Consider the following 5,734-nt stretch of genomic DNA (forward strand, 5'->3'; position numbering starts at 1 on the left):
TCGCCTCTCGATCCTTCCCACTCACACTCATTCACTAAACACGGGGCAATTACCGGAAACAATTCCTCAAGAACGCATGGAGTCCCATCCACTCACGCTCTTCATTTTCTACGCGGGGGCCCACAGCGAGGCACCCATACAGGCTCCTTGCCCGCCTATTGGCATTAAATCAATGCGAAGGCCCACAGCGAGCCCCCGTACAAGCCATCCAATGTTGCTTCAGGAAAAATGGTCTTTCTCCGGAATATTGGTACTATGCCCCTGGCCCCTTGAACCAACTTTCAGAAATGATCGGTCGAGCACACTTTCTCTGAACTGTTGGTACTATCCCTGGCTCCTGGCTTCTGGTTCACACATGGCCTTTCTCCGAAGTATTGGTATCACCTACACCGAAATTACAGCGATTTTCAATTGCCTTTACCCGAGGAGCGCCTGCATTTTGCTGGCTCATGCACACTGCAAGTGCGCGTCCCAGCGTAGATTGATTCGCAAACCGCTCTAGTCAGCTTGACCTACCGGAATTGTGTAAGGTTCGACGCCCAATCGTTGCGCCGAATGAACTAGCCATCGGTTATCATCGCGTTCAGGAAAGTCAGAGCGGTAGTGGGCTCCGCGACTCTCCTGGCGCAACAAGGCCGCCGTGGCAACTAATCGGGCCACCGTCACGAAATTTCTCGTTGGTAGATTTGTCGCTCGTTTTTCGTACGATGCGAGCTTCTCAACCGCTTGAGCAAGCTCATCAGCAGAGCGAATGATGCTGACGTGCCGGCTCATAAGCGTGCGCACCTGATGGAACACCTCCGGTTCGATCCGCCAATCCGCCGGCCACGGCTCTTTCTTGTCAACCGTTGCAACTGCCGGCGCAGGGAGAGCGTCGGCAAGAACAGCGCGCGCGGCACGTGCGCCAAACACCAAGCCCTCCAGCAATGAATTACTGGCCAGCCGATTCGCGCCGTGAATGCCTGCGCAGGCGACCTCACCAGCAGCATAGAGTCCCGTCACACATGTGCGACCATGCAAATCGGTGCGCACACCGCCCATCATGTAATGCGCCGCCGGACTGACCGGGATCAACTCTCGTGTGATGTCTATACCATACTGCAAGCACGTTGTGTAGATACGCGGAAACCGCGCTTTGATCCGCTCGGCATTCAGATGTGTCACATCGAGAAAAACAACATCGCTCTGTGTGCGAGCCATTTCTTGAATGATCGCCCGCGAAACAACATCGCGCGGGGCAAGCTCAGCTCGTTCATGATAAGCCGACATGAACCACTCACGGTGAACATTGCGCAGCAAGGCTCCTTCACCACGCATCGCTTCAGACAAGAGGAAATTGGGCGCGCCCGGCACAGACAAGGCAGTCGGATGAAATTGAACGAATTCCATATCGGCCAGCACAGCGCCGGCATAATAGGCCATGGCCATGCCGTCGCCAGTGGCCACATCAGGATTAGTTGAGTGCGCGTACAATTGCCCAGCGCCGCCAGTGGTCAAAATCACCGCGCGAGAAAAGACACGATGATAGATGCCGGTGATCGTATCAATGAAACCGACACCGATGCAACGGCCTTCACGCGTCACCAGCTCGACGCTCAGCGCGTGCTGGATTAACTCGACTTTGTTGAGCCGGTAGAGTTGCGCCAGCATCGCGCGCACGATCTCACGCCCTGTCGAATCACCCTTAGCATGAAGGATGCGTCGGCGAGAATGGGCGGCCTCTTGGCCAAGTTCTAACCGATCACCAGTGCGATCGAACTCAGCGCCCCATTCAATCAACTCTTCAATGGCGCGTGGTCCTTCCTCGACCAGCACACGGACGGCCTCCTTCTCACAAAGGCCTGCGCCGGCATTGATCGTGTCTTCAAAATGGAGCGCAATATCGTCGTCATCGCTGATGACAGCCGCGACGCCGCCTTGCGCATACTCGGTATTTGACTCAGTGACTTCCTCTTTGGTGAATACAACCACACGGCCTGCATTGGCCAATTCAAGACAGGCGCGTAATCCGGCGATACCACTGCCGATGATAATGTAATCTGCGTGATCTACCATACGCTCGGTTCTCAACGTTCACAAGCCTGGCAGACAGCGCACACGCCAACAGCCCAGATGCCCTTACCTACCGTGCAGGCACATCAGAACTCCGATGCGCGCGGTAGACACCGCGCACGCCAACAGCCCAGACGTCCGCCAGCTCGATAAGCCCTGTTATCGCCGCTCGTTTGATTGCGCTGATGCGTTGCCTCCATAGCAGCAAGCGCACCTTCTCGGACTCGTCGTTGTTACCGCTCCGTTGAGTGCGCTGATGCGTTGTAGATCAAGCTGGATCAAATCAACATGCTAGGACGCAGCGGCAGCATCTCCTACCTGGACATCACTCCCGTTACGCGGCGGCAGCCCAAAGCGCTGGCGAAGCTGGTTCTCAATCTGCAGAGCAATTTCCGGATGCTCCTTCAAGAAGAGGCGCGCATTCTCCCGACCCTGACCGAGTCGTTCGCCTTTATAAGCAAACCAGGAGCCGCTTTTCTCCACGATTTTGTGCTCGACGCCAAGGTCAAGCAATTCGCCCTCGCGGGAAATGCCTTCACCATAGATGATGTCAAACTCCGCTTCACGGAACGGCGGCGCAACTTTGTTCTTCACCACTTTGACTTTGGTGCGGCTGCCAACCACTTCCTCGCCATCTTTAATAGCGCCTGTACGGCGAATGTCCAATCGCAGGCTGGCATAGAATTTGAGCGCCTTGCCGCCAGTAGTTGTTTCCGGATTGCCGAACATGACGCCAATTTTTTCGCGCACCTGATTGATGAAGATGAGCGCCGTTTTTGAGCGATAGACAGCGCCAGCTAATTTTCGTAAGGCTTGCGACATCAATCGCGCTTGCAAACCGGGCAGCGCGTCGCCCATCTCACCTTCCAATTCAGCGCGCGGCACAAGCGCCGCCACAGAATCAACGACCAACACATCAATGCCACCAGAGCGAACCAACGCCTCAGCGATTTCCAATGCTTGCTCGCCGCTATCGGGCTGCGAGACCAGCAGGTCATCCACGTTGACGCCCAACTTCTCGGCATAACCAGCATCCAGCGCGTGTTCCGCATCAATGTAGGCGGCGACACCGCCTAATCGTTGCGCTTCGGCGACTACATGCAAAGCCAGCGTCGTTTTCCCGCCAGCTTCCGGGCCAAAGATTTCCGTCACACGGCCACGCGGAATGCCGCCCACGCCAATGGCAGCATCCAGACTCAAACTGTTGGTGGAAATGACCGGCACGTCCTCCACCTTGGTATCACCCAGCCGCATGACCGTTCCCTTGCCAAATTGTTTTTCGATCTGACTCAGCGCCATTTCAATGGCTTTGTTTCTTTTCTCAACGTCTATCATCTGTAACATCGCCTCCCTGTTCGTAAATGTAAAATCCTCGCCCTGATTTTCGCCCCAGCCAACCGGCATCCACATATTGTTGCAGCAGCGGACAGGGACGATATTTGGGGTCTTTAAAGCCGTGATACAAGACATTCATGATCGCTAAACAGACATCCAGCCCAATGAGGTCGGCTAGTTGCAGTGGTCCCATGGGATGATTCATGCCCAATCGCATCACCTCATCAATGGCTTCGACCGTGCCGACGCCTTCGTGCAAGGCAAAGATCGCCTCGTTGATCATTGGCATCAACACCCGATTGGAGACGAACCCTGGCCAGTCGTTCACCTCAACCGGTTGCTTCCCCATCTTCTTAGCAATCCATGTAACAGCTTGAAACGTTTCATCAGAAGTCGCTGCGCCGCGAATGACCTCTACCAATTTCATGAGCGGCACCGGATTCATGAAGTGCATCCCGATAACCTTGTCAGCGCGCTTGGTGGCTGAACCAATTTTGGTGATGGAAATCGAAGACGTGTTAGTAGCGAGAATCACCTCCGGGCGGGTAATTGAATCTAAATCGCGAAACATACGAAGCTTCGTATCCACGTCTTCGATCACGGCTTCAACGACGAAATCGGCCTCCGACAGCGCCTGCAAATTATCGGTTGTGCCGATACGATCAAGCACCTCTTTCTTGCCAATCTCGGTCAACCGGCCTTTGCTGACATCCCGCGATAAGTTGCTCTCAATCCGATTGCGAGCGGCTTCCACAATGCGCAGCGTGACATCACATAAGATCACGCGATAGCCAGCTCGCGCCGCAACCTGAGCAATACCGTGCCCCATCGTGCCGGCGCCGACGACGCCAAAAATTTTAATCGCCTCCATGTCCATCATGAACTCACTCCCAAGCTTTATGCCATGTTGCGCATGTTCGCACTAACGTTTCGTTCATCCGCGCGCCCGTCGTTTTCGCTGCCCTGTCTGTTTTGGGACCGCGATCGGTCAACGGTCGTGGCCATGTCATCTCTCTCACCCAGACGAAGGGCCGCCATCCTGCAAATGATCTCCATGCTGAGGGTGACAACGTATTGAGCACTCCTTCACCCCCCAATCCCCGCCTGCGCGCCGCTCAGTATCACTGTGTTGTTCACGGTTATCACTCCCTGCATGAAAATTATGTGGCCTCTATCTTACCAGCAAATCCGATCACCGTCCACCAAGCGCATTGATTCTTGTTCAACGCAGCAGGCGTGTGCTATAAACACGCCCTCGCACAAAGGCACGTTATGCTTCGATTCGGCAATTTCCGCAAGCAGCGAGAAAAAGACACGGAAATCAGCATCATTGTCGGCGGGAAACGCTACGCTCAACCTGGCACAGCGCCCGGGACGCTTCGCCCGCCGCCAGTAAAACGCGTTGAGCGGGTCCGCATCCGCGTGATTGATTACAACGCAGACTGCTTTGATGAGCGGGAGGTGCAGACGCTCGACGAATGTATGGCCTATCGTGAGAAGCCGACCGTGACGTGGATTGACGTAACCGGCGTGCACGACATTGAGCTCATCCAGCAACTAGGCCAGAAGTTCGGCCTGCACTCACTTGCGCTGGAAGACGTGGTGAACACTGGCCAACGGCCCAAAATTGACGAGTATGATGATCACTTTTTCATCGTGCTTCGTGAATTGCAGTGGCAAGAAGGATTGATCGCCGATCAGATCAGTCTATTTTTCGGCGAGAAATTCGTCATCACCATTCAAGAGCTCGAAGGTGACGTTTTCGATCCTGTGCGCGAACGCCTGCGACGCGGGCGCACGCGCATCCGACAGCTTGGCGCCGATTATCTGGCCTATGCCTTGCTCGACAAACTGGTGGACGAAATGTTCCCTATCCTGGAACTGTATGGCGAGCGTTTGGAAGACCTCGAAGATGGACTTATCGAACGTCCAACGCGAGCATTGCTCCACGAAGTGCATCGTATTCGACGTGATCTGGTCGTCATGCGCCGCACGGTCTGGCCTGAACGTGAGGTCGTCAACATCCTGCTGCGAGAAGACTCTCACCTGATTAGCGCAGAAACGAAGCTCTATCTGCGCGACGTCTACGACCACACGGTGCAGATCGTCGAAATCATCGAAACCTACCGTGACATTGTCGGCGGCATGCTGGAAGTCTATCTGTCCAGTGTGAGCAATCGCATGAATGAGGTCATCAAAGTGCTGACCATCATCTCGACCATCTTCATCCCGCTTACATTCATCGTGGGTATTTATGGCATGAACTTCAACACGGATGTCAGCCCATGGAACATGCCGGAATTAAACTGGTATTACGGCTATCCGGCGGTCATGCTGGTGATGCTCT

General features: G+C 54.7%; 4 protein-coding genes. 1 reads left to right on the forward strand and 3 read right to left on the reverse strand.

Annotated elements, in window-relative coordinates:
* Positions 1 to 498 precede the first annotated feature (498 nt).
* From nadB to NZ823_07015, 3 genes are all read right to left on the reverse strand, one after another.
* Complete coding sequence (gene nadB / locus NZ823_07005; protein MCS6804878.1) at positions 499 to 2,055, reverse strand: L-aspartate oxidase; 1,557 nt, start codon at positions 2,053 to 2,055, stop codon at positions 499 to 501.
* Positions 2,056 to 2,343: 288 nt separating this feature from the next.
* On the reverse strand, positions 2,344 to 3,387 hold the full coding sequence (gene recA / locus NZ823_07010) for a recombinase RecA (GenBank protein ID MCS6804879.1): 1,044 nt from the start codon (positions 3,385 to 3,387) through the stop codon (positions 2,344 to 2,346).
* Positions 3,374 to 4,264: a 3-hydroxybutyryl-CoA dehydrogenase gene (locus NZ823_07015; GenBank protein ID MCS6804880.1), complete on the reverse strand. Its 891-nt coding sequence runs from the start codon at positions 4,262 to 4,264 to the stop codon at positions 3,374 to 3,376. Before NZ823_07015 ends, recA begins: the two co-directional genes overlap by 14 nt.
* Before the next feature lie 395 nt (positions 4,265 to 4,659).
* On the opposite strand from NZ823_07015, the gene corA reads away from it, so the two are divergent.
* Positions 4,660 to 5,734, forward strand: a 1,075-nt coding sequence (corA, locus tag NZ823_07020; GenBank protein MCS6804881.1) for a magnesium/cobalt transporter CorA, incomplete at its 3' end; no start/stop codon positions are given.

This window comes from Blastocatellia bacterium (genome assembly GCA_025054955.1).
Lineage (GTDB): Bacteria > Acidobacteriota > Blastocatellia > HR10 > J050 > JANWZE01.

Coding starts and splice junctions, on each gene's coding strand:
- nadB (MCS6804878.1), bottom strand. CDS start 2,055: ATGGTAGATCACGCAGATTACATTATCATCGGCAGTGGTATCGCCGGA.
- recA (MCS6804879.1), bottom strand. CDS start 3,387: ATGATAGACGTTGAGAAAAGAAACAAAGCCATTGAAATGGCGCTGAGT.
- NZ823_07015 (MCS6804880.1), bottom strand. CDS start 4,264: ATGGACATGGAGGCGATTAAAATTTTTGGCGTCGTCGGCGCCGGCACG.